At 65.0% G+C, this 21,478-nt stretch carries 25 protein-coding genes and 1 pseudogene; 14 read left to right on the top strand and 12 right to left on the bottom strand.

The features are described from left to right. Positions 1–29 precede the first annotated feature (29 nt). From WCJ41_RS06680 to WCJ41_RS06670, 3 genes are all read left to right on the top strand, one after another. Positions 30–434 (top strand): MucR family transcriptional regulator, encoded by a 405-nt coding sequence (locus WCJ41_RS06680; RefSeq protein WP_336905062.1) that lies wholly within the window; start codon positions 30–32, stop codon positions 432–434. 102 nt (positions 435–536) lie between these two features. After that, positions 537–1,040: a PAS domain-containing protein gene (locus WCJ41_RS06675; protein WP_336905061.1), complete on the top strand. Its 504-nt coding sequence runs from the start codon at positions 537–539 to the stop codon at positions 1,038–1,040. Positions 1,041–1,189: 149 nt separating this feature from the next. After that, positions 1,190–1,711, top strand: coding sequence for a DUF6456 domain-containing protein (locus WCJ41_RS06670; protein ID WP_336905060.1), 522 nt, complete (start codon positions 1,190–1,192; stop codon positions 1,709–1,711). Here the strand turns inward: WCJ41_RS06670 and WCJ41_RS06665 are convergent. Both WCJ41_RS06665 and WCJ41_RS06660 read right to left on the bottom strand, forming a co-directional pair. After that, entirely contained in the window at positions 1,708–2,130 is a 423-nt protein-coding gene (locus WCJ41_RS06665) for a SufE family protein (protein WP_336905059.1), read from the bottom strand. The genes WCJ41_RS06670 and WCJ41_RS06665 overlap by 4 nt on opposite strands. Positions 2,131–2,184: 54 nt before the next feature. Then, positions 2,185–2,601, bottom strand: coding sequence for a hypothetical protein (locus tag WCJ41_RS06660; protein ID WP_336905058.1), 417 nt, complete (start codon positions 2,599–2,601; stop codon positions 2,185–2,187). 186 nt (positions 2,602–2,787) lie between these two features. Here WCJ41_RS06660 and WCJ41_RS06655 point away from each other — a divergent pair, with 186 nt between their 5' ends. The 3 genes from WCJ41_RS06655 to WCJ41_RS06645 all read left to right on the top strand — a co-directional run bounded on the left by WCJ41_RS06655 (position 2,788) and on the right by WCJ41_RS06645 (position 4,095). Beyond that, positions 2,788–3,486 (top strand): peptidoglycan-binding domain-containing protein, encoded by a 699-nt coding sequence (locus WCJ41_RS06655; RefSeq protein WP_336905057.1) that lies wholly within the window; start codon positions 2,788–2,790, stop codon positions 3,484–3,486. A 4-nt stretch (positions 3,487–3,490) separates the two neighbouring features. Further along, complete coding sequence (locus tag WCJ41_RS06650; RefSeq protein WP_336905056.1) at positions 3,491–3,826, top strand: DUF1491 family protein; 336 nt, start codon at positions 3,491–3,493, stop codon at positions 3,824–3,826. Between the two features lie 65 nt (positions 3,827–3,891). Beyond that, on the top strand, positions 3,892–4,095 hold the full coding sequence (locus tag WCJ41_RS06645; RefSeq protein WP_336905055.1) for a hypothetical protein: 204 nt from the start codon (positions 3,892–3,894) through the stop codon (positions 4,093–4,095). 12 nt (positions 4,096–4,107) lie between these two features. On the opposite strand, the gene WCJ41_RS06640 is transcribed toward WCJ41_RS06645, so the two are convergent. From WCJ41_RS06640 to WCJ41_RS06630, 3 genes are read right to left on the bottom strand one after another with little or no spacing between them, the layout of a single operon-like run. After that, the gene (locus WCJ41_RS06640; protein WP_336905054.1) at positions 4,108–4,677 is read right to left on the bottom strand and encodes a hypothetical protein; all 570 of its coding nucleotides are present in this window, start codon (positions 4,675–4,677) and stop codon (positions 4,108–4,110) included. Then, positions 4,674–5,225: a DUF1214 domain-containing protein gene (locus WCJ41_RS06635; protein WP_336905053.1), complete on the bottom strand. Its 552-nt coding sequence runs from the start codon at positions 5,223–5,225 to the stop codon at positions 4,674–4,676. Before WCJ41_RS06635 ends, WCJ41_RS06640 begins: the two co-directional genes overlap by 4 nt. Before the next feature lie 3 nt (positions 5,226–5,228). Further along, positions 5,229–7,592, bottom strand: a complete 2,364-nt coding sequence (locus WCJ41_RS06630; protein ID WP_336905052.1) for a PBP1A family penicillin-binding protein — start codon at positions 7,590–7,592, stop codon at positions 5,229–5,231. Between the two features lie 153 nt (positions 7,593–7,745). Here WCJ41_RS06630 and WCJ41_RS06625 point away from each other — a divergent pair, with 153 nt between their 5' ends. Beyond that, on the top strand, positions 7,746–8,213 hold the full coding sequence (locus WCJ41_RS06625; RefSeq protein WP_336905051.1) for a YcgN family cysteine cluster protein: 468 nt from the start codon (positions 7,746–7,748) through the stop codon (positions 8,211–8,213). 127 nt (positions 8,214–8,340) lie between these two features. On the opposite strand, the gene WCJ41_RS06620 is transcribed toward WCJ41_RS06625, so the two are convergent. From WCJ41_RS06620 to WCJ41_RS06590, 7 genes are all read right to left on the bottom strand, one after another. Continuing rightward, complete coding sequence (locus tag WCJ41_RS06620) at positions 8,341–8,568, bottom strand: formate dehydrogenase subunit delta (protein WP_336905050.1); 228 nt, start codon at positions 8,566–8,568, stop codon at positions 8,341–8,343. 2 nt (positions 8,569–8,570) lie between these two features. Beyond that, a complete protein-coding gene (gene fdhD, locus WCJ41_RS06615; protein WP_336905049.1) occupies positions 8,571–9,410 on the bottom strand; it encodes a formate dehydrogenase accessory sulfurtransferase FdhD in 840 nt (279 codons plus the stop codon). Then, positions 9,407–12,286 (bottom strand): formate dehydrogenase subunit alpha, encoded by a 2,880-nt coding sequence (gene fdhF, locus WCJ41_RS06610; protein ID WP_336905048.1) that lies wholly within the window; start codon positions 12,284–12,286, stop codon positions 9,407–9,409. The genes fdhD and fdhF overlap by 4 nt, the downstream gene beginning before the upstream one ends. A 13-nt stretch (positions 12,287–12,299) precedes the next feature. Next, entirely contained in the window at positions 12,300–13,823 is a 1,524-nt protein-coding gene (locus WCJ41_RS06605) for an NADH-quinone oxidoreductase subunit NuoF (RefSeq protein WP_336905047.1), read from the bottom strand. Beyond that, entirely contained in the window at positions 13,820–14,311 is a 492-nt protein-coding gene (locus WCJ41_RS06600; RefSeq protein ID WP_336905046.1) for a formate dehydrogenase subunit gamma, read from the bottom strand. Before WCJ41_RS06600 ends, WCJ41_RS06605 begins: the two co-directional genes overlap by 4 nt. A gap of 142 nt (positions 14,312–14,453) precedes the next feature. Then, the gene (locus WCJ41_RS06595) at positions 14,454–14,666 is read right to left on the bottom strand and encodes a hypothetical protein (RefSeq protein WP_336905045.1); all 213 of its coding nucleotides are present in this window, start codon (positions 14,664–14,666) and stop codon (positions 14,454–14,456) included. A 60-nt stretch (positions 14,667–14,726) separates the two neighbouring features. Beyond that, on the bottom strand, positions 14,727–15,620 hold the full coding sequence (locus tag WCJ41_RS06590; protein WP_336905072.1) for a LysR family transcriptional regulator: 894 nt from the start codon (positions 15,618–15,620) through the stop codon (positions 14,727–14,729). A gap of 126 nt (positions 15,621–15,746) precedes the next feature. On the opposite strand from WCJ41_RS06590, the gene WCJ41_RS06585 reads away from it, so the two are divergent. The 7 genes and pseudogenes from WCJ41_RS06585 (at position 15,747) to WCJ41_RS06555 (ending at position 21,470) form a co-directional block, all read left to right on the top strand. Next, a complete protein-coding gene (locus WCJ41_RS06585; protein ID WP_336905044.1) occupies positions 15,747–16,331 on the top strand; it encodes a hypothetical protein in 585 nt (194 codons plus the stop codon). Beyond that, a complete protein-coding gene (locus tag WCJ41_RS06580; RefSeq protein ID WP_336905043.1) occupies positions 16,243–17,505 on the top strand; it encodes a terminase family protein in 1,263 nt (420 codons plus the stop codon). Before WCJ41_RS06585 ends, WCJ41_RS06580 begins: the two co-directional genes overlap by 89 nt. 109 nt (positions 17,506–17,614) lie before the next feature. After that, positions 17,615–18,748, top strand: a complete 1,134-nt coding sequence (locus WCJ41_RS06575) for a phage portal protein (RefSeq protein ID WP_336905042.1) — start codon at positions 17,615–17,617, stop codon at positions 18,746–18,748. Between the two features lie 43 nt (positions 18,749–18,791). Next, positions 18,792–19,256: pseudogene (locus tag WCJ41_RS06570) on the top strand (HK97 family phage prohead protease); the annotation flags it as partial. 28 nt (positions 19,257–19,284) lie between these two features. After that, the gene (locus WCJ41_RS06565; RefSeq protein WP_336905041.1) at positions 19,285–20,505 is read left to right on the top strand and encodes a phage major capsid protein; all 1,221 of its coding nucleotides are present in this window, start codon (positions 19,285–19,287) and stop codon (positions 20,503–20,505) included. Beyond that, the gene (locus tag WCJ41_RS06560) at positions 20,506–21,072 is read left to right on the top strand and encodes a head-tail connector protein (protein WP_336905040.1); all 567 of its coding nucleotides are present in this window, start codon (positions 20,506–20,508) and stop codon (positions 21,070–21,072) included. Next, positions 21,069–21,470, top strand: coding sequence for a DUF3168 domain-containing protein (locus WCJ41_RS06555; protein ID WP_336905039.1), 402 nt, complete (start codon positions 21,069–21,071; stop codon positions 21,468–21,470). The genes WCJ41_RS06560 and WCJ41_RS06555 overlap by 4 nt, the downstream gene beginning before the upstream one ends. The last annotated feature ends 8 nt before the right edge of the window (positions 21,471–21,478 follow it).

Raw genomic sequence — 21,478 nt, 5'->3', positions numbered from 1 at the left:
TTCAGGGAATAAAGGAAGGCGCGCCGACCATGGAGAACAGACCCACGCTCATCGAACTGGCGTCACAGATCGTGGCTGCCTATGTAGGGCGCAACACGGTGGAGCAGGCGGATCTGCCGAAGCTCATCACCGAAGTGCACAAGGCGCTGGAGCAGGTGGCCGGCGATGGTGCCCGCAAGGATGACAGCCATGAACCGCGGCCCGCGGTCAGCGTCAGGAAGTCGATCACGCCGGACTATCTCGTCTGCCTCGAGGACGGCAAGAAGTTCAAGTCGCTGAAGCGCCACCTGCGCACCCACTTCAACCTGACGCCCGAACAGTATCGCGAGAAGTGGAACCTGCCGGCAGACTATCCGATGGTGGCGCCGAACTATGCCAATTCGCGTTCGAAGCTCGCCAAGAACATGGGCCTTGGCCAGCGCAAGGCACGCTGAGGCTCCACCTCAAGGATTTTTATCCGTCTGACTCTTGCGGATCAGTCGTTCACGATTCATAAACGAGTCGTTGGGCAAGGCATCGATTCGCGAGGGGCGGCGTTGACTATAGGATCGGTCAACATAGCGTTCAGGGCACAGCTCGTGGTGCCGGAACAGCGGCAGCTGTATGACTACTGGCTGTCACGTGCGGAGCGGGGAGGGTTGCCCACCCGCGCCGACATCAATCCGGCTCACATTCCGCGGCTCCTGCCATTCATCAGCCTCATCGACGTGGATGACGCGCTCGAGTTCTCGCGCGTGCGACTGGCGGGCACAAGGCTGCGCGACGTCTTCGACCGCGAGATCACCGGCCTGCGGATCGAGGATCTCGACCTTGGCCCCAAGCGCGACTACTGGCTCACCGCCTATCGCCACACGGCGCTTGATGGAAAGCCCACGCAGGGCATCGTGCGTGGCCCCCGCGTGAACAAGGAACACCTGGTGCAATACTGGATCCGCCTGCCGCTGGGCACCGCTGGCAGCACCGGCATCCGCATGATCCTCGGCCTCGACTATTTCCTGTCCGGCCTCGAGGACGAGCAGCGCCAGGCCAGCGCGGGCTAAGTCACCCACAATTCACGCGACCTCACGGCGGCTGCCTCCGGGCGTGACGCGGGCTGGCTGATTCCCATGGCAGGAAATAAATCAATCCGAGGCATTGATTCCTGTTTTGTTCTCACCTATATTGCAACCTCTGTTAGGAGGAAAGCCCCATGCGTGAGATGTCCGCCCTGTCTGCCACCGCCACCCCGCTGTTCAACGAGGCCGAGAGCCCGCTCACCTGGCTCAGGGCGCGCCGCGGCAAGGATGGGAAGCCCTTGATTTCGGAGGCGCAATACCTCGCCGGCGAGCGGCTGCGCATGGATTTCGAGCGGGCGATGCTGGCCCGCCGCACCACGCTGAACTGGGAGCTTGCGGGCACCGGCTCCCGCGCCGCCGGGGCCTCGGCCGAATTGAGCGACGGGGCGATTGCCGCCCGCCAGCGCTACCACGCCGCACTCGACAGTGTGGGGCCCGAACTTGGCGCGATCCTCGCGCAGGTGTGCTGCCTCTCCGCCGGCATCGAACAGGCCGAGCGCGTGCTGCAACTGCCTGCCCGCAGCGGCCGCGCGGTGCTGGGCCTCGCCCTCACCGCGCTGGCGCGGCACTATGGCCTGGGGGATGCGAAGCGCGGCGGCGCCGCAGCATGGGGGCTTGCAGGCTATCGCCCACAACGCGACGCGGTGGAGGACTAGCCGTGAAGCGCTGCCTGGGCATCGGACTTGATGCGCTGGATCATCGAGGCGAAGCCGTTGGAGCGCTGCTGGGTGAGGTGGCCCGCAAGACCAAGCCTGCCGAGAACCTCGCCCGCATCTGTCGCCAAGATCTCACGCGCCGTCTTGCCGGCATAGATCATGAAGGCGATGGCGATGAGCCCCTTGACGATGAGCGCGTCGCTGTCACCCAGAAAGCTCAGCACCGGATCATCCTTTGCACCGCTGACGGACGACGTGATCCACACCTGGCTGGCGCAACCCTTGACCTTGTTCTCCGCTGAATGGTCGGCCTCGGGCAGTGGCGGAAGGTCGCGGCCAAGCTCGATCACATGGCGGTAACGGTCCTCCCAGTCATCCATGACTTCAAAGTCGGCGAGGAGATCGTCGATGGCGGTCACGGGGTCTGGCCTTCCACTGTTGCGTGCCTGAGATAGGCCGTGGCCAGTGGAAGCTCAACCCTCTTTCGCGGGGCCGCGCCACGGGGGCACGAGATCATCGAGGCTCAGCGTCGACTGGCCCTGCGGATCATCCGTCGCAGGTGGCGGCATGTCGCCCTCGACCGTGATTGCGGCATAGGGGCCGGAGAGCTGCGGACGACCGGTCTTGTCATTCCACGCCCAGCCCCACAGCAGCGAGGCGGAATAGAGCAGCTTGCCTTCCAGCTTGCCGCCCAGATAGCCGGCAACGCCGCAGACGTCCGGCTGGCGGTTGCAGAACGACCAGGCATCGCTCGCCGCCGAACCGGCAGACGCCAGCATGTCGATTGTGGAAGGCGAATCGGGATCGGGGCCCCTTGCCAGCTCCTCCGGCGGCGAGGGCAACAGAAGCCCCGCGGCGCTGAGCAGCATCAATGTTCGGACGATACGCATCCCCGGCCTTGTTCTCCAATCTTTCCACTAGCTTACCACCGGAGTGTTGACTGCGATTGAAAAGACTGGGCTTATTTTGCGTTAAGGAGTGTTCCGCCACGCCCCTGCCGGAAAGGCTGCGTTAACCTCGTCGGGTGCAAGTTCATGGTTCGCGGGAACAAGCGGGTTTGAAGTCGGGTCGGCGTCATGGGTGAACTGGTGGAGAAGGACGGCCGCAGGGTCAGGATCGTGCCGCTTGCCGCATGGACCCTGACGGCCATTATGTCTGCTGCGATTGCCGGCAATGCGCTGTTCGGCCAGAACGCGACATACCGCATGGTGCAGGCCGCCACCGATCCTGCAGTCGAGGCCACGGGCGACCTCGCAAGCGCCGGCGGGCGCACCATCCAGCTGAAATTCGATCCTGTCGTCGAGGCCGTGCAGCGCGAACTGCTGTCGGCCGGCTACTACAAGGGCCCGGTCGACGGCGTTACCGGCCGCAAGACGCGCCAGGCCATAGCCGCCTACCAGCAGGCCATGGGCCTTGAACCCGATGGCCAGCCGACCAGCGATCTGGCAGAGCACATCCGCTTCACGCGTGAAGTTTCCGAAGCCTCGCTGTTCACTGGCACCGTGGCGGCTGCGCCCGATGCCGAGCAGCGCGCCGCCATACGCCGCGTGCAGACGAACCTCGCCGACCTTGCCTACAGCCCCGGCGAGATCAACGGTGAACTGACGAGCGCGACGCGCGATGCCATCATCGCCTTCCAGCGTGACCACCAGATGCCCGAGACCGGCGACGTGAGCGACGAGTTGATGGCCGCGATCTCCAAGGTCAGCGGCCAGTCTGATGTCGACGCCGCCACCGGCACGACCGCCGCAACCACCACGACCACCACGCAGTAAGGCCTTGCGCCTCAAATCCGCGATCTGGGTCTCTGCCTTTCTCCGCCGCTGCATGGTGGAGGGGATCTTCGGTGCCGTGGTGAAAAAGGGTGCTGAAGAGGCAGGTGCCGTGCACGTCATCGTCAATCATCTCGATGGCACGTGCCATCTCTTCGGGCCGGCACCGGGCGAGGCCCATGACGAGATGGGTGATCGCCGCTGGGTTGCCGAGATTGCACCACCCCAGACTCCTGCTGACGCCATGGCGCTGCTGGAGCGGCGCATGCGATTCGATCCTGACCTGTGGATCGTCGAAGTCGAGGATCGAAAGGGCATGGCGGGACTCAGCGCCACACCTTAAGGGCTTGTTAACCATGATGCGCAAGTTTGGGCTCATGGAGTGATCCGCAACCTCAAGGCAGTGCCATGCAAGCCCCTCGGACAAGCGCCGTCATCGAATTCCCCCTGGACCGGGTTCGCCCGTCGAGTGGAGAAACCAATGGCGCAAAGGCTGAGTTGCTGATCTTCACCGGCGTGCGCATCGAGCGCATGTACGACCTGGCCGAGCGCCTGCCGCCTGCGCGCAGCGGCTATGTGTCCAACGCCCGGATGGACATCGATTTCTGGTAACAGCGCGCGCTGTCAGCCTTCCCCCGCCGGCCCCGCAGTACAGCGTGAGCGCCCGACCTGTTCCGCGGCAATGCTCCTGAGGCCGATCTCTGGCGTGGGATACCACACAACAGCAAGACCCCTGGGTTCCGGCGACGTGACGGTCCAGCCTGAATCGATCTCGTCGATCGCTTCCTTCTCGGTGGACTTCAGCAACTGCTCGATGAGGCCCGGCGCGCGCGACAGGTTGACGGTGAAATTGTTGGCGCCGGATTGGCGGTTGTTCACCGAATAGATGGCGTCCGCCTTGTCAGTGTAGATGGTGGTGATCCAGAAGCCGTCCGGCAAATCGGCGGCGAATGTCACGTTGCCCTCGCTCACATCGAAGACGCAGACGCCGGTGACACCGAAGCGCGGCAGGCCGGGCAGCAGCATTGCCTGCTCATCCGGCGACAGGATGAAAAAGCTGTTCCGGCCGTGATCGCGGGCAAGCTGCCGCACCTCGCGCGAGAACCACCAGCCGGGCACGAAGAGCGCGAAGGCAGAATGCGCCACGACGCCGGCAACAATCGCCACGAGAAGCCAGAACAGGTGCCGTCTCATGAGCAGGCCCCGCGCGTGATGCTGAACGGCGGTTCCAGCGCACGCGCCGAGGACGACAGGGCGGAATAGATGAGCGTGAAGCGGCGCTTGTCCGGCGCCTTCAGCCAGTTTCCTGCTTGGGGCGCAGTGGCCGCTGAAATCTTCACGCTGCCATCTGCCTCGTGCACTGCGGTGTCGCTGTCGGCCGTGGTCTGGAGGGCTGCCTTGGCATCGGCGGTTTCGATGATGCCAAGGCTCCACCAGCGCGGCAGCGGCCCCGTTGAGGCGAGAACATAGGTGCAGCTGCCGGTCAGCGGGCGACCGTCACTGTCGGTCTCGGCGGTGGCCTCGCCCAGCTGGCTGGGCGCAGGCGGCAGGCGCCCCTCGAGCAGGTAGTGCGAGCGCACGTAAAAGGCATTGGGCCCCGCCAGGGCGGCCGAGCGGGTCTGCCATGGATCGTCTGCAGCCACGGACTTGACGCCTGCCTGCTGGATCAGCGCGAAGGCACTGATGCAACCGGCGGCAACGCCGACCGTGACATAGACTGTGGCCCAGATGAATCGCCGCATGGCTCAGAAGATACTGTCGAAGAGTGTCTTTTTCTTCTTCTTCTTTTTCTTCTTGGTCTCGTCGCCCTGGATGGGGTTATCGCTTCCACCGAAGAGGTCCTGGATGAAGCTCTTCTTCTTGCGCGGCGAAGCCTGCTGGTCGACGTTGGCCTTGGGCAGCACGAGGGCCTCCCGCCTGGGCGCTGAGGGCTTGGCGGCAGCTGCCGCGGCTGCTGCTGCGGCGGCCGCAGCAGCAGGAGGCGTGGATTCGAACAGGTCGAACATGCCGTTCAGCACGCCGTTCACGTCGCCCGTGCCGGCAGCGGCCTGCTGGCTGTCGGTGTCGGCACCGCGCGCCTGGTCTGTTTCATCGGTGACCGTTTCAGGAGCGATTGGCTGCGGCAACTGGGCAGCGGCAACCGCATAGGATTCGTCATAGGGCACGCCCGCGAAGCCCACCGGCGTGAGGCCGCGTTCGGCCTCCATCATGATGCGCTTCCAGATCGGCGCGGGCAGAAGGCCACCCGTCACTTCCTTCATAGGCGTGAAGTCGTCGTTGCCAAGCCAGACGCCCGCCACGTTGTTGCCGGTGTAGCCGATGAACCAGGCGTCACGATAGCCCTGGTTGGTGCCGGTCTTGCCGCCGACGGGCTCGAAGGCGAGGTCGGCGCGCTTGCCGGTGCCCTGGCGCACCACGGCGTTCAGCATGGTGTTGAGTTCGGCCACCGTCTCCTCCGGGAAGACGCGCTTGGGCCCGACGCCCGGATCCTTGATGCGCTCATACAGCACGTCGCCGTTGGAGCGGCGGATTTCCAGCACGGTATAGGGCTGCGTCGCGAGACCGCCCGAGGCGAAGGAGATGTAGCCCGTCGTCAAGTCGAGGAGCGACAGCGCGCTGGTGCCCAGCACCATGGGCGCCCAGGTTTCGAGCGCGCCCTTGATGCCCGCGAGGTGCGCCGTCTCGATGATGGAGGGTCGGCCGATATCGAGCATCAGCTTCACCGGCACCGAATTGTAGGAGTGCGCGATGGCGTTCAGCAGTGTGGTGCGGCCGGCATATTTGTTCGTGTAGTTGCGTGGCGCCCAATTGCCAACCGCCACGGGCCCGTCGACCACGGTGTCGCTCGGCTTGTAGCCCTTGAGGAGGGCCGCCATGTAGACGAAGGGTTTGAAGGACGAGCCCGACTGCCGCAGCGCATCGGTGGCGCGGCTGAACTGGCTCGCTTCATAATCGACGCCGCCCACGATGGCGCGCACCGCGCCATCAGTTGCCATCACCACGGCAGCGCCCTGGGTGATGTGATACTTGTCGTGGTTGGCCGCCACTTCCTCGTTGATGATGCTCTGCGCAGCTGTCTGGAGCGCCAGGTGGATGGTGGTCTTCACTTCCAGCACGAAGTCGCCGGTCAGCCCCTTGCTGTCGATGATCGACATGGTGTCGCGGTAGGCTTGGTCGAGGAACCAGTTGGGGCTGTCGGAAATCTTCTGCTGGATGGGCGTTGCCGGTTCACGCCTCGCCTGCAGCAACTCGCCCTGCGTGATGAAGCCCGCATCGAGCATGCGGTAGAGCACGGTGTTGGCGCGGGTGCGCGCCAGTTCGAGGTTCTGGTGGGGTGCGTATTTGGTGGGCGCCTTGAACAGGCCTGCCAGCATGGCGGCCTCGGGCAGCGTGATGTCGCGCACCGACTTGCCGAAATAGAACTGCGAGGCGGCCTCGATGCCGTAGTTGCCGCCGCCGAGGTAGGAACGGTCAAGATAGAGTTTGAGGATTTCCTGCTTGGACAGCCGCGCCTCGAGCCACAACGAGAGGAAGGCCTCGTGCACCTTGCGGCGGATCGTGCGCTCCGGCGAGAGGAACAGGTTCTTCGCCACCTGCTGGGTGAGGGAAGAACCGCCCTGCACCACGTTGTTGGCCCGGGCATTCTGGATGATGGCGCGGAAGGTGCCGATCACGTCGACGCCGAAATGATCGAAGAAGCGCGCGTCCTCGGTGGCGAGCACCGCCTTGATCATCTGCGGCGGAATGTCGGACAGCGGGATCGCATCATCCTGGCGGATGCCGCGCCGGCCGATGATTTCGCCATCTGCCGTGGTGAAGGTCACGGCATATTCGCGGCCGCGGTTCCACACGTCGCCCGTGCCGGAGAAGGGCGGCAGCGCATAGGCGAGCAGCAGGAAGCACAAGATCACCCCGAAGGTGACGCCGTCGTCGAGCAGGTCGATGAAGACGCGCTTCAGGCCGCGGATCCGGAACCGCTCCAGGAAGCTTCGGTAGGCCGAGTGCGCGCGCTTGAGGAAATCCCACGCCTCGAACACGGCGGTGCTGACGATACTGTCAGCCCGCCAGAGTCTGCCGGACAGGGATTCACGCGATGGAAGTTTCGACACGCTTCAGACCGACCTCGAGGCTTGCCGCCAGTTAGGGTGCGATTGTGACGAAAACGCGCCGCCCCAACCGGACCGGGAAGAAAGCTACCAACAAGGCACTGAACTTGCCAGCATAAGGTTGACTTTCGGTTTGGGTTCCACTCCAAAGGCCGGATGGCCGACAGCACACCCTTCTGGAAAACCAAGTCTCTCGCCGAAATGAGCCGAACCGAGTGGGAATCGCTGTGCGACGGCTGCGGCCGCTGCTGCCTGAACAAGCTGGAGGACGAGGACACCGGCAAGTTTCTCTACACGCGGGCCGCGTGCAAGCTGCTCGATCTCGGCACCTGCCGCTGCACCGATTACCCCAACCGCCAGGCCAAGGTGCCGGACTGCGTGCAGCTGACGCCGGAGAACGTGGGGTCACTGGGATGGCTTCCCGCCACCTGCGCCTACCGGCTGTTGGATGAAGGCGGCAAGCTGCCGTGGTGGCACCCGCTGGTCTCGGGCACGCAGGACACGGTGACGGAAGCCGGCATCTCGATTGCGGGCGAGGTCTATTCGGAAGAGGGGATCACGGTGGAGGAGCTTGAGGACCACCTGTGGCGGCTACCGAAGGCGAAGCGGCGGGTGGTGAAGTAGGGCCTTCGCCACTGGCACGCCCCTCATCATCGCCGGGCTTGACCCGGCAATCCTTTTCCCGCGGCTGCCAAAAAAGATGCCCGGATTCAAGCCCGGGCATGATGGGGAGGGGAAGGACTGAGCGCCCTTACGTTGCAGCCACCTTCGGCTTCTTGACGTGGCTCGCGGCCTTGATGATCGTCGGGTCTAGGCCTTCGCCGCCCGTTTCGACGTGGGCGAGCAGCATGGTGCGCATGCGCGGGTCCCAGAACTTGCTGATGTGCTCGGCGGCATCGTTCACCGCGGCCTCGGGGCCGGAGCCGTTGAAGAAGGAGGCGATCTGGTTCGCCATCCGGAGCATGTCCTGGTGCTGCATGATTAGTCCCTGTCGAAAAGCATGACGCCGCGGCTTGCGAGTGCGGCCAGTTTGAGGTGCGCCCGCCGCGCCAGCGAAAGCGCCAAGGCGGTGGGGGCGGAAACGGTGGCGAGCGCGCCGATGCCGGCGATGGCGCATTTCTGGACGAGCTCGAAGCTGCAGCGGCTGGACATCAGCACGAAGCCGTTCGAGAGGTCTGCCCCCTCGCGGGCCAGAGCGCCGATCAGCTTGTCCAGCGCATTGTGGCGGCCCACATCCTCGCGGCTCAGGAGAATTTCTCCGTCCACGGAGCACCAGGCGGCCGCATGCACCGTGCGGTTCACGCGGCTCATGGGCTGGTGGGCGGGCAGCTGCTCATAGGCGCGGGCCACGGCCTGGGGCGCAAGCTCCACGGACGGAAGCTTGGAGGAAGGCATGCGGATCGCATCCTTCATGTCCTCGATGCCGCAGAGGCCGCAGCCGGTGCGGCCTTCGAGACTGCGCTTGGCCATGCGGTCACGGTTGATCCTGTCTTCCGGCACGGAGAGGTCGATCGCGTAGCCTTGCTCGGTGGGGAGCACCAGCACCGCCAAGACATCAGAGGCCCTGGCGATGATGCCTTCGGCGATGGCAAAGCCCACAGCGAAATCCTCGAAGTCTGACGGTGTGCCCATCATCACGGCGTAGTTCTGCGAATTGAACTGCACGGCGAGCGGCACTTCCTCCGGCACCTGCCAGACAATTTCCTCGTCACCCGCCAGCGTGTGGAGGATGCCATGGGCGGGGACGGACGTGCGCAAAGCCTCCACGTCCCCCGGATGAACCGGGGGGCGATGAGCCTTCATGGCACGGCGGTCGCTCATTCGGCGGCAACCATCGGGGCGACGCGCTTGTTCTCTTCTTCACGCTCTTCCCACTCCTTCTGCCACTCGGATGGCTGGTTGGAGAGGTTCACCTGAACGGCCGTCACCTTGTATTCGGGGCAGTTGGTGGCCCAGTCCGAATTCTCGGTGGTGATCACGTTGGCGCCCGACACCGGGTGGTGGAAGGTGGTGTAGACCACGCCCTGCGGCATGCGCTCGGAAATCCTGGCCTTCAGCGTGGTGGCGCCGATGCGGCTCGAGATCGACACCATGGTGCCATCCTTGATGCCGCGCACTTCGGCGTCATGCGGGTGGATGTCGAGCACGTCCTCCGTGTGCCACGTCACGTTGTCGGTGCGCCGCGTCTGGGCGCCGACATTGTACTGCGACAGGATACGGCCCGTGGTGAGGATCAGCGGGAAGGAGCGGTTGGTGCGCTCGGTGGTCGGCACGAACTCGGTGACGACGAAGCGTCCCTTGCCCCGCACGAAGCCGCCGACATGCATCAGCGGTGTGCCTTCCGGCGCCTTGTCATTGCACGGCCACTGGACGGAGCCCAGCGTGTCGAGCTTGGCGAAGGAGACACCGGCGAAGGTCGGCGTCAGCTGCGCGATCTCGTCCATGATCTCAGAAGCATCATTGTAATGCATCGGGTAGCCCATGGCGGTGGCGAGCTCGGCCACCACCTGCCACTCCTGCTTGCCCTGCAGCGGCGCCTTGACCATGCGCACGCGGTTGATGCGCCGCTCGGCGTTGGTGAAGGTGCCGTCCTTCTCGAGGAAGGAGGTGCCGGGCAGGAACACGTGCGCGAAGGCGGCGGTCTCGTTCAGGAACAGGTCCTGCACCACGACGCATTCCATCGATTCGAGCGCGTGGTTCACGTGCTTGGTGTTGGGATCCGACTGGGCGATGTCCTCACCCTGCACGAAGATGCCCTTGTAGGTGCCTTCGACGGCGGCATCGAACATGTTGGGGATGCGCAGGCCCGGCTCATTGTCGAGCGAGGTCTGCCACACGGTCTCGAACATCTGGCGCACCGTGTCGTCACCGACGTGGCGATAGCCCGGGAATTCATGCGGGAAAGAACCCATGTCGCAGGAGCCCTGCACATTGTTCTGTCCACGGAGCGGATTCACACCCACACCGTTGCGGCCCACGTTGCCCGTCAGCATGGCGAGGTTCGCCATGCCCATGACCATGGTGGAACCCTGGCTGTGCTCGGTGACGCCGAGGCCGTAGTAGATGGCGCCATTGCCGCCGGTGGCGAAGAGGCGGGCCGCGGCGCGGAGTTCCGATGCGGGAACGCCGGTGATCGGCTCCAGCGCTTCCGGAGAATTGCGATCCTCGCGGATGAAGGCTTCCCAGCGTGCGAATTCCACTGGGTCGCAGCGCTCGGTGATGTAATCGCGCTTCTCGAGACCCTCGGTCAGGATGACGTGGGCCAGCGCGTTGATCACCGCCACGTTGGTGCCGGGGCGGAGCTGCAGGTGATGCGAGGCCTTGACGTGGGCGGACTCGACCAGGTCGATCCGGCGCGGATCGGCGACGATGAGCTTGGCGCCGTTGCGGATACGCCGCTTCATGCGCGAACCGAACACCGGGTGGGCATCCGTCGGGTTGGCGCCGATCAGGAGGAGCACGTCGGTCTCGTCGACCGACTTGAAGTCCTGCGTGCCGGCCGAGGTGCCAAAGGTGCGCGACAGGCCGTAACCCGTCGGCGAATGGCAGACGCGGGCACAGGTATCGACATTGTTGTTCTTGAAACCGGCGCGGATCATCTTCTGCACCACGAAGACTTCCTCGTTGGTGCAGCGCGACGAGGTGATGCCGCCGATCGAGGTGCGGCCATATTTTTCCTGGATCGCCTTGAAGCGCTGGGCGGTGTAGCCGATGGCCTCGTCCCACGATACGACGCGCCACGGATCGGTGATCTTGTCACGGATCATCGGGGTGGTGATGCGATCCTTGTGGGTGGTGTAGCCCCAGGCGAAGCGGCCCTTCACGCAGGAGTGGCCCTCGTTGGCCCCGCCATCTTTGTAGGGCACCATGCGGACGACTTCGTCGCCCTTCATCTCGGCCTTGAAGGAGCAGCCCACGCCGCAATAGGCGCAGGTGGTGACGACAGAGTGTTCCGGCTGGCCCATCTCGATCACCGACTTCTCGGAGAGCGTGGCCGTCGGGCAGGCCTGCACGCAGGCGCCGCAGGAGACGCATTCGGAATCGAGGAAGGCCTCGTCCATGCCCGCCGAGACGTGGCTGTCGAAACCGCGGCCGTCGATGGTCAGCGCGAAGGTGCCCTGCACCTCTTCGCAGGCCCGCACGCAGCGCGAGCAGACGATGCACTTCGCCGGGTCGAAGGTGAAATAGGGGTTCGAGTCGTCCTTGGGCTGATAGCGGATGTTCTGCGAGCCATCGGCACGCTTCTTCGCGATGTGGTTGTCACCCTCATAGCCATAGCGTACGTCGCGCAGGCCGACGGCACCGGCCATGTCCTGCAATTCGCAGTCGCCGTTCGCCGCACAGGTCAGGCAGTCAAGCGGGTGGTCGGAGATGTAGAGCTCCATCACGCCCTTGCGCAGGTTGGCCAGCCGCGGCGTCTGGGTCTTCACCTTGATGCCGGGGGCGACGGGCGTGGTGCAGGAGGCGGGCGTGCCCTTGCGGCCCTCGATCTCGACGAGGCAGAGGCGGCAGGAGCCGAAGGCGTCCAGCATGTCGGTGGCGCAGAGCTTCGGGATCTTGGTGCCAAGCTCCATCGCGGCGCGCATGATCGAGGTGCCTTCCGGCACCGTGATCTGCTGGCCGTCGATCTCGAGCGTCACCATCTTCGTCGAGGTGACTTCGGGCGTGCCGTAGTCGGTTTCCTTGATGAGAGTCATCTGTCGTGGCTCCTTATTCGGCGGCAAGCGCAGCGGGCTTGTCAAAATCTTCGGGGAAATGCTTGATGGCGCTCATGACCGGCATGGGGGTCAGGCCGCCCATGGCGCAGAGCGAACCATCCGTCATGGTCTGGCAGAGGTCGGAGAGCAGTTCGAGGTTGGCGTCACGCTCCTCGCCGGCGACTATTCTGTCGATCACCTCGACGCCGCGGGTGGAGCCGATGCGGCAGGGCGTGCACTTGCCGCAGGATTCAATGGCGCAGAATTCCATGGCGAAGCGGGCCTGGGCTGCCATGTCGACCGTCTCATCGAAGACCACGATGCCGCCGTGGCCGACCATGGCCTGGGCGGCGGCGAAGGTTTCATAATCCATGGCAAGGTCCATCTGAGACGCCGGAACATAGGCGCCGAGCGGGCCGCCGACCTGGATGGCGCGGATGGGCTTGCCCGTGAAGGTGCCGCCGCCGAAGGTTTCGACCAGTTCACGCAGTGTGACGCCGAAGGCCTTCTCGACCAGGCCGCCCTGCCTGATGTTGCCGGCGAGCTGGAAGGGCAGGGTGCCGCGCGAGCGGCCCATACCGTAATTCTTGTAAGCCGTGCCGCCCTTCGCAAGGATGAAGGGGACGGCGGCGAAGCTCAGCACGTTGTTGATGACGGTGGGCTTGCCGAACAGGCCCTCGAGTGCCGGGATCGGCGGCTTGGGGCGCACCGTGCCGCGCTTTCCTTCGAGCGACTCGAGCATGGCGGTCTCTTCGCCACAGATGTAAGCACCAGCACCGCGGCGCACCTCGAGGTGGAAGGTTTTGTCCGTACCCTGAATATTGGGGCCGAGCCACTTGGCGGCGACAGCATTGGCGATCGCCTCCTTCATGGTGGCGATGGCATCGGGGTATTCCGAGCGGATATAGACGTAGCCCCTGGTGGCGCCCACGGCGATGGCGGCGATCGTCATGCCCTCGATGAGCATGAGGGGGTCGCCCTCCATGACCATGCGGTCAGCGAATGTGCCGGAGTCGCCTTCGTCGGCATTGCAGCAGATATATTTCTGGTCGGCCTGTGCGTCATGCACGGTCTTCCACTTGATGCCGGTAGGGAAGCCCGCACCGCCGCGGCCGCGCAGGCCCGACTCGGTGACTTCAGCCACGATGGCCGCGCCTGCAAGGCCCAAGGCCTTCTTCAGGCCATCGAAGCCGCCGTGCTTCACATAATCCGCGACGGACACCGGATCGGTGATGCCGGCGCGCGCGAAGGTGAGGCGCTCCTGATTCTTCAGATAGGGGTGATCCTCGATGTTGCCGAGGCGCAGCTTGTGGGCGCCCGCGGTGGCGATCGGCAGCGAGGCCACGTCCTCCATGGTGACGGGGCCATAAGCGATGCGGCCGTCCTTGGTCTCGACCTCGACGAGGGGTTCGAGGAAGAGGAGGCCGCGCGAGCCATTGCGGATCACTTCATGACCGGCGGCGGCGAGTGCTGCGGCCACTTCGTCAGCGCCGACCGAGCGGGCAGCCGAGTCGCGGGGAACGAAGACCTTGCTCATGAGCGGCACTCCGCGACGATCGTTTCGAACTTCCTTGCGTCAACGCGGCCGACGAGCTTGTCGTCGACCATCACGGCAGGCGACAGCGCGCAATTGCCGAGGCAATAGGCGGCCTCGAGCGTGATCGCGCCATCGGCGGTGGTCTGGCCCAGCTTCACCTTGAGGAAGCGCTCGATCATGGCGACGAGCTCATTGGCACCCATCGCCTGGCAGGCCTCGGCGCGGCACACCTTGATGACGTGGCGGCCGGCGGGCTCACGGCGATAGTCGTGGTAGAAAGTGACAACGCCGTGAACCTCGGCGCGCGACAGGTTCAGCGCCTTGGCCAGCGCGGGAAGCGCGGCCTCGGAGATGAAGCCCTCGTGCTCCTGGAGGTCATGGAGAATTTCCAGCAGCGCATCGGGGCGGTTGCCGTAGCGGAGGGCGATCTCCCGGGCGGCCGTCGCCTCGCGCGGGGAAAGATCGAGAAGGGTGGTTTTCTTGGACATGCAACCCCTATGGCTCAACTGGAGTGTAAATTCCAATTGACGGACGCTATGGGGTCATAGGCAGGGGTTATCACGATCCCCCAAAATGCCGTCACCCCAGCTTTCGCTGGGGTGACGGTTCTTTGGATTGCTTTACAATTACTCAACCAGCGATTTTCCCCACAGCTTGTGTAATTCCCGCCGCCATCATGTCCAGCGCGCGGCCGAAGCGGGGGCGGCCCAGTTCCTTTTCCAGCGGGCAGACGTCGTCATTGCAGCGATGGTCGTCGCGGCAGTGGCCTTCTGTCTGGTTCAGGGGAACATAGCAATTATGGGTTGCGCAATGTGCGTGGCTTCCATCGGGGGACATCTTCATGGACTTTGCTCCTGTTGGGAGCAAACTGGCCGAGGCGGCCTGGTCCGTCCTTGACCCGGATCAAGCCTTGAGGCTGCGGGCGGCGGCGAAGAGGGCGGACACCAGCGGCGAGAGCGGCTCCCGCGGCAGGCCGACGAGGCCGACCTTGTGCTCGACCTTGGGGTTGACCAGCGGGATCGCCCGCACCCCTTCGAGCTTGCCCAGCACGTGGATGAAATAATCCGGCATGATGGAGGACAGGCCCATCGACTTCACCGAAGCCAGCAGGTTCATGATCGAGTTGGTCTCGAGCCGGGGCGAAGGGTGGACATTGGCCACTGCGAAGGCGCGGTCGATGATGCGGCGGTTTTGCATGTTGGGGGTGAGCAGGCAGAGCGGCTCCTGCGCGGCCTCGGTCCAGGTGACCGACTGCTTGTCCGTGTACGGAGAAGATTCGCCGACGAAGAGGCTGTAGTGCTCCTCGTAGAGCGCGTGCTGCATGAGGCCCTCGACCGGCTCGTTGTCGAGGTAGGTGATGCCGACGTCGATGGCGTGTTCGTGCAGGTTCCTCAGGATTTCCTCCGAGGACTGCGAGAGCACGGTGAACTCGACGCGCGGATGCTCGCGCTCCATGGCGCGGGTGAGGAGCGAGACCTTGGGAAGCGCCGAGGGAATGACGCCGAGGACGAGGCGACCAACGAGCTCGCCCTTCTTGGAGCGGATGGTGCCGAGCTCCTGGGTGAGGCCCTGCCAGTTGTCGAGGATGAGATGCGCCCACTTCAGCACGCGCTCGCCCTCGGGCGTGAGCCCGATATAGCGCTGGCCGCGCTCGACGATGGGTACGCCCAGTTCCTGCTCCAACTGGCGGATACGGCCCGACAGCGTGGGCTGGGTGACGTTGCAGGCCTGTGCTGCGCGGGTGAAGTGCTTTTCACGCGCGAGCGCTGCGAGATACTGTAGCTGGCGGATGTCCATCACTGAGGAATAGCCCGGTGGCTTCGGACTTCAAGGACAAAGAAAATTCCTCATGAATGCATTTAGTCCTTGACAGCGCGCGCTCGTTGGGGTATAAAGGCGCATACTCCACAAATGGGTGAGGACATGAGCGGCGACGGTGAACAACCGGCGCCCGCTGCCGTTTGGGCACGGGTGCGGGAAAGATACGAGAATGGCATCGAGGCGCTGGCGACCATCGCGCGCGATGCCGGAATTACGAGGCAGGCCCTTGTCGTGAGGGCGCGGGCCGAGGGCTGGACGCTCAGAGGCTATGTGCAGTCCAGAGCGACAAAGCCCCAGGGCACGCGGGCCACGCTGGCGCGCTTCAAGGCGCTGCTGCAGCAGCGGCTCACTGAATTCGAGGCCCAGATCGGAACGCTCTCGGCGGAGGCGAGTGCCGCCACCAGCGAGCGTGACATCAGGGCAATGAACACACTGGTCAGGACACTGGAGAAGGTTCTTGAACTCGAACGCAAGGAACGCGCCCGGCGCATTGCCAAGCGCAAGCACCACAAGCGCTTCGATGACGCTGAGCGTGAAGCGCTTGCGGAGAAGCTTATGGGACTGCAGCGAGAAATTATCGCCGAGCGAGCGCGCGTGGATGCAGCGCAGGCTGAACCAGCGCGAGACGGAAGCCCTGAACCGCGACTGGCGGATGTGGGGGCGGCTGGGCAAGCAGCTTCCACCTGATGAACCGGACTGGCGCAGCTGGCTGATCCTCGGCGGGCGCGGTGCGGGCAAGACCCGCGCCGGGGCCGAATGGGTGAAGGCGCAGGCGCTGGGAGATTGGACGCATGGCGTGGCGCAGGCACGGCGCATCGCCATCGTCGGACCGACGCTTGATCAGGCGCGCAGCGTGATGATCGAGGGAAAGTCCGGGCTGCTCTCCATCCACATGGAGGAAGAGCGGCCTCTCTATGAGCCGTCGAAGCGGCTGATCACATGGCCCAATGGTGCCGTGGCGCAGGTGTTCTCGGCGGACGAGCCGGAGAGCCTGCGCGGTCCGCAGTTCGATGCGGCCTGGTGCGACGAGCTGGCCAAGTGGCGGCTCGGCGAACAGGTGTGGGACATGCTGGCCTTCGCACTGCGCCTAGGCGAAAGCCCACGCGCGGTGATCACCACGACGCCGCGGCCCGTGCCGCTGCTGAAGCGGTTGCTGGCCGACCCCGCCACGGCGGTGACGCGCACGGCGACCTTCGACAATGCAACGAACCTGGCCAAGAGCTTCATCGCCGACGTGACCGAGCGTTACGGCGGCACGCGGCTTGGCCGACAGGAACTGAACGGAGAGCTGATCGATGACGACCCGGATGCGCTGTTCCGCCGCGCAACACTCGAGGGCGGGCGCGTGAAGGCGGCGCCTGAGCTGAAGCGCGTGGTTGTGGCGGTGGACCCGCCGGCGAGCCACGGCAGGAAGGCCAATGCCTGCGGCATCGTGTGTGTGGGCCTCGGCATCGATGGCGTTGCCTATGTTCTGGACGATCATTCGCTGGAACGCGCCAAGCCCATCCAGTGGGCCGAGCGCGCGGTGGCTCTCTACCACGCGAGGGCCGCGAGCCGCGTGGTGGCGGAGGTGAACCAGGGTGGTGCGATGGTGGAAGCCGTGATGCGCGAGGTGGACGGCACATTGTCCTTCCGTGCCGTGCATGCGACGCGCGGGAAACATGCACGCGCCGAACCGGTGGCTGCTCTGTACGAGCAGGGCCGGGTGCGGCACGTGGGAGCCTTCCCCGAACTCGAAGATGAGATGTGCAGCGCGCTGGGCGAGGGGATGAAGAGCCCGGACCGGCTGGATGCGCTGGTCTGGGCAGTGAGTGACCTGATGCTGCGCCGCAGGGCGGAGCCGCGGGTGCGGGTGGTTTAGTTCGTGCCGTCATCCCAGCGAAAGCTGGGACCCAGCTTTCCGCGTGGCCGATGCCCGAAGCTGGGCCCCAGCTTTTGCTGGGGTGACGGAACTTCAGAGGGATGTTTGTATGTTCGACAGAGTAAAGCGCTTCTTCTCCACCGAAACCAAGCGATCCGCCACGGCGCCTTTGATCGCGCTGCATCAGGCGGGGCGGCCGCAGTGGACGCCGCGAAATTATGCGGCACTCGCGCAGGAGGGGTTTGCATCCAATGCCATCGGCTATCGCGCCGTGCGGATGATTGCGGAGGCAGCGGCCTCGCTGCCGTGGTTGCTCTATGATGGCGACCGCGAGATCGACGCGCATCCGCTGCTGGAGCTTTTGAAGAAGCCCAACCCCGGCCAGCCGGGCCGCGAGTTCGGCGAGCAGCTCTATGGCTTCCTGCTGGTGGCGGGGAATGCCTATGTGGAGAAGGTGGAGATCGACGGTGCACCGCGAGAGCTTCATGCGCTGCGGCCCGACCGGGTGAAGGCGGTGGCTTCCACCAATGGCTGGGCGGAGGGCTATGATTATTCCGTCAACGGACAATCGGTGCGGCTGCCGCGTGATAATGTGCTGCAGCTCAGGCTGTTCAACCCGCTGAACGACCATTACGGCATGTCGCCGCTCGAAGCCGCGCAGCGCGCCATCGACACGCATAATGCGGCGAGCGGCTGGAACAAGGCGATGCTGGACAATTCGGCGCGGCCTTCGGGCGCGCTGGTCTATGCGGCGGCGGATGGGCATTTGACCACGGAACAGTTCGAGCGACTGAAGAAGGAGCTGGAGGAGAGCTACCAGGGCGCGGCCAATGCCGGGCGGCCGATGGTTCTCGAAGGCGGGCTCGACTGGAAGGAGATGGGATATTCTCCGAAGGACATGGAATACAGCGCGGCCAAGGATGGCGCGGCGCGCGAGATTGCCTTGGCGTTTGGTGTTCCACCGATGCTGCTCGGCATTCCCGGCGACAACACGTTTGCCAATTTCATGGAGGCCAACCGCAGCTTCTGGCGGCAGACCGTGCTGCCCATGGCGAGCCGCGTGGGCGAAGCAATGACGGGCTTCCTGTGTGCGGGGAATTTGAGATTGGCGCATGACCTTGACCAGGTGGAGGCGCTGAGCGCTGACCGCGAGGCGCTGTGGGCGCGGGTGGGCAAGGCTGAGTTTTTGACCGACGACGAGAAGCGCGCGGCGGTTGGGTATGGGGCGATGGCCACCTCCTGATCCGTCATCCCGGCAAATATGTGAAATTGGAGTGACAACATCTATGCAGACCCGCCGGGAGATGAGCCGGCTGGGGCAGCCGCTCTGCGCCTGCTCCGGCTCTGGCGTGTTCGTGGGCTATGCGAGCCTGTTCGGCGAGCGGGACCAGTCGGGCGACGTGGTGATGCCCGGTGCCTTCGCGGCCTCGCTGAAGAAGCGCCGTGCATCGGACGTGCGCATGCTGTTCCAGCATGATGCAGCCGAACCCGTGGGCACCTGGATCGACATGCATGAGACGCCGAAGGGCCTGCACGTGACGGGCAGGCTCGATCGCAATGTGCAGCGCGGGCGCGAGCTGTTCTCGCTGCTCGAGAGCAAGGGGCTGGATGGCTTGTCCATCGGCTTCCGCACGGTGAAGGCCAGGCGCGACCGGGCTTCGGCCACGCGGCTTCTGACCGAAATCGACCTTTGGGAAATTTCGCTGGTGACCTTCCCGATGCTCGCGGGAGCGCGGGTGACCGGCGTCAAGTGTGTTGCAAACAGAAAGGGTTAAGTGAATGGAGACGGGACTTGAGACCAAGGTCGCCTTTGGCGACATGATGCAGGCCTTCGAGGCCTTCAAGGACGCGAATGACGAGCGCCTCGATCAGATCGAGAAGCGCATGTCGGCCGATGTGGTGACCGCCGAGAAGGTGGACCGCATCAACCGCGCGGTGGACGAGGCCAAGGCCAGGCTCGACGAGCTGACGCTGAAGTCGCGTCGGCCGCAGCTGTCTGGCGAGACGACGGAGGCGCAGCCCGCGGCGCGCGAGCACAAGGCGGCTTTCGACACCTATGTGCGGAAGGGCGAGTCGCAGGGGCTTTCGGCGCTCGAGGCCAAGGCCATGTCGGTAGGCTCCGGCCCCGATGGCGGCTTCCTCGTGCCGCCGGAAGTCGAAGCCGAGATCGGGCGCAGGCTCTATGCCATCTCGCCGCTGCGCTCCATCGGCTCGATCCGCCAGATCTCGGCGGCGCTCTACAAGAAGCCATTCTCGACCAACGGCCTGGCGAACGGCTGGGTAGGCGAGACGCAGGCGCGGCCCGAGACGGGTTCGATCACGCTGGCCGAGTTGCAGTTCCCGGCGATGGAGCTCTATGCCATGCCGTCGGCCACGCAGACGCTGCTCGATGACGCGGTGGTCAACATCGACCAGTGGCTGGCGGAAGAGGTGCAGCTGGTGTTCGCCGAGCAGGAGGGCATCGCCTTCGTGACCGGTGACGGCGTCAACAAGCCCAAGGGCTTCCTCAGCTACACCAAGGTGGCGGATGCCAGCTGGAGCTGGGGCAACGTCGGCTATCTCGCCACCGGTGTGGCGGGAGGCTTTGCGGCGACCAACCCGTCGGACCGGCTGATCGACCTGATCTATACGCTGAAGATCGGCTATCGCCAGAATGCCAGCTGGGTGATGAACCGCCGCACGCAAGGGCTGATCCGCAAGTTCCGCGACGTGAACGGCAATTATTTGTGGGAGCCGGCCGCCCGGCCCGACGGCAAGGCGACGCTGATGAACTTCCCCGTCACCGAATGCGAGCCGATGCCGGATGTGGCGACCGACTCCTTCGCGCTGGGCTTCGGCGATTTCGCCAGCGGCTACTTGATCGTCGACCGGGTGGGTGTTCGCGTGCTGCGCGATCCCTATTCCGCCAAGCCCTATGTGCTGTTCTACACGACGAAGCGCGTGGGCGGCGGCATCCAGAACTTCGAGGCGATCAAGCTCATGAAGTTCGGTCTCACGTAAATGGCGGCCATATTGGTTGAGGCCCCGGCGAGCGAGCCCGTCTCGCTCGCCGAGGCCAAGGCGCAGCTGCGCGTTGTTCACACTGACGACGACCAGCTGATCGCCTCGCTCATCACCGCCGCCAGGCGCGTCGTCGAGGCGCGTACCGGCCTTTGCCTCATCGCGCAGGAATGGTTGTGCCTGCGCGACGGCTGGCCGGAAGACGGTGTGATCGAACTGCCCGTGGCGCCACTCCTGTCGGTGGAGGAGATCGGCGTGTTCGGCGAGGACGACGCGAAGGCGGTGATCGACCCGGCGCATTTCATGGTGGATGCCGCATCGCGGCCACCACGCGTGATGCTGCGCGGCTCGCGCCTGTGGCCGCGGCCCGGGCGCGCGATCAACGGCATCGGCATCCGCGTGGCGGCGGGCTTCGGCCCGCTCGCCGCCGACGTGCCGCAGCCGCTGCGCCAGGCCATCGAGCTGCTGGTGGCGCATTTCCATGCGCAGCGCGGCGATGAGGCAGGCGGCGGCTTGCCCATCAGCCTGCCGGCACTGCTCGACCCCTATCGCCTGGTGCGGCTGTGAGCAGCGCGGGGCTTGCCCTGCAGGAGGCGATGCGCACGGCGCTGATCGCCGATCCGACGCTGAAGAAACTGCTGGGCGGCGCCTACGTCTTCGACGAGGTGCCGCGCGGGGCACCACCGACTTACGTGGAGTTCACCAGCCTCGACACGCGCGACTGGAGCACCATGAGCGAGGTGGGCTTCGAGCACGTGGTGTCGATCGTGGTGCGCTCCAACAGCCGCAGCCGCAAGCCGGCGCAGGAGATTTCAGCGGCGGTGGAGGCGGTGCTCGATGGCGCGGCCCTGGCCGTTCCGGGCCACCGGCTGGTGAGCGTGCGGCTGGTGTTCTGGAGCGTGATGAAGACCGGACAGACCTACGGCGCGAGCCTTCGCTTCCGCGCCGCCACAGAACCTCTCTAGGAGAACAA

The organism is Aestuariivirga sp. (assembly GCF_037139295.1).
Classification (GTDB): domain Bacteria; phylum Pseudomonadota; class Alphaproteobacteria; order Rhizobiales; family Aestuariivirgaceae; genus Aestuariivirga.
Note: the sequence above shows the minus strand (reverse complement) of the source record. Positions and strands in the feature narration are given on the sequence as shown.

Bases quoted from the DNA above. Each gene is read 5' to 3' on its own strand.
- WCJ41_RS06680 (WP_336905062.1), top strand. From the start codon at position 30: ATGGAGAACAGACCCACGCTCATCGAACTGGCGTCACAGATCGTGGCT.
- WCJ41_RS06670 (WP_336905060.1), top strand. From the start codon at position 1,190: ATGCGTGAGATGTCCGCCCTGTCTGCCACCGCCACCCCGCTGTTCAAC.
- WCJ41_RS06660 (WP_336905058.1), bottom strand. From the start codon at position 2,601: ATGCGTATCGTCCGAACATTGATGCTGCTCAGCGCCGCGGGGCTTCTG.
- WCJ41_RS06655 (WP_336905057.1), top strand. From the start codon at position 2,788: ATGGGTGAACTGGTGGAGAAGGACGGCCGCAGGGTCAGGATCGTGCCG.
- WCJ41_RS06645 (WP_336905055.1), top strand. From the start codon at position 3,892: ATGCAAGCCCCTCGGACAAGCGCCGTCATCGAATTCCCCCTGGACCGG.
- WCJ41_RS06640 (WP_336905054.1), bottom strand. From the start codon at position 4,677: ATGAGACGGCACCTGTTCTGGCTTCTCGTGGCGATTGTTGCCGGCGTC.
- WCJ41_RS06635 (WP_336905053.1), bottom strand. From the start codon at position 5,225: ATGCGGCGATTCATCTGGGCCACAGTCTATGTCACGGTCGGCGTTGCC.
- WCJ41_RS06625 (WP_336905051.1), top strand. From the start codon at position 7,746: ATGGCCGACAGCACACCCTTCTGGAAAACCAAGTCTCTCGCCGAAATG.
- WCJ41_RS06620 (WP_336905050.1), bottom strand. From the start codon at position 8,568: ATGCAGCACCAGGACATGCTCCGGATGGCGAACCAGATCGCCTCCTTC.
- fdhD (WP_336905049.1), bottom strand. From the start codon at position 9,410: ATGAGCGACCGCCGTGCCATGAAGGCTCATCGCCCCCCGGTTCATCCG.
- fdhF (WP_336905048.1), bottom strand. From the start codon at position 12,286: ATGACTCTCATCAAGGAAACCGACTACGGCACGCCCGAAGTCACCTCG.
- WCJ41_RS06605 (WP_336905047.1), bottom strand. From the start codon at position 13,823: ATGAGCAAGGTCTTCGTTCCCCGCGACTCGGCTGCCCGCTCGGTCGGC.
- WCJ41_RS06600 (WP_336905046.1), bottom strand. From the start codon at position 14,311: ATGTCCAAGAAAACCACCCTTCTCGATCTTTCCCCGCGCGAGGCGACG.
- WCJ41_RS06595 (WP_336905045.1), bottom strand. From the start codon at position 14,666: ATGAAGATGTCCCCCGATGGAAGCCACGCACATTGCGCAACCCATAAT.
- WCJ41_RS06590 (WP_336905072.1), bottom strand. From the start codon at position 15,620: ATGGACATCCGCCAGCTACAGTATCTCGCAGCGCTCGCGCGTGAAAAG.
- WCJ41_RS06585 (WP_336905044.1), top strand. From the start codon at position 15,747: ATGAGCGGCGACGGTGAACAACCGGCGCCCGCTGCCGTTTGGGCACGG.
- WCJ41_RS06580 (WP_336905043.1), top strand. From the start codon at position 16,243: ATGCAGCGCAGGCTGAACCAGCGCGAGACGGAAGCCCTGAACCGCGAC.
- WCJ41_RS06575 (WP_336905042.1), top strand. From the start codon at position 17,615: ATGTTCGACAGAGTAAAGCGCTTCTTCTCCACCGAAACCAAGCGATCC.
- WCJ41_RS06565 (WP_336905041.1), top strand. From the start codon at position 19,285: ATGGAGACGGGACTTGAGACCAAGGTCGCCTTTGGCGACATGATGCAG.
- WCJ41_RS06560 (WP_336905040.1), top strand. From the start codon at position 20,506: ATGGCGGCCATATTGGTTGAGGCCCCGGCGAGCGAGCCCGTCTCGCTC.